This window comes from Mycobacterium sp. NGS50 (assembly GCF_059812545.1).
Genome location: NZ_JCALCW010000113.1, coordinates 1 through 256, shown reverse-complemented (window position 1 = coordinate 256; position 256 = coordinate 1). Strand labels below are relative to the sequence as shown.

The following is a 256-nucleotide window of genomic DNA, read 5'->3' as shown; positions in this document are numbered from 1 at the left end:
GCCCCGATGACAAGCTCAGACAGGTGAGCCATGAAACCATCTACAAGTGCCTCTACGTGCAAAGCCGCGGCCAGCTGCGCGCCGACCTCAACAAGCGTTTGTCGACCAAACGTGCGGCCCGCAAGCCCCGGGGTCATACCGAGCGCCGCGGGAAGTTCAGTGACGTGATCACTATCAGCCAACGCCCCGCCGAGGTTGACGATCGTGCCGTGCCCGGGCACTGGGAAGGCGACCTCATCTTGGGCGCTGGATGCTC

1 protein-coding gene is annotated in these 256 nt (G+C 63.7%); it reads left to right on the top strand.

Features of this window, described 5'->3' with window-relative positions; translation table 11 throughout:
* On the top strand, positions 1 to 256 hold a 256-nt coding region (locus tag AC5Y36_RS25920; protein ID WP_500043836.1), incomplete at both ends, for a transposase.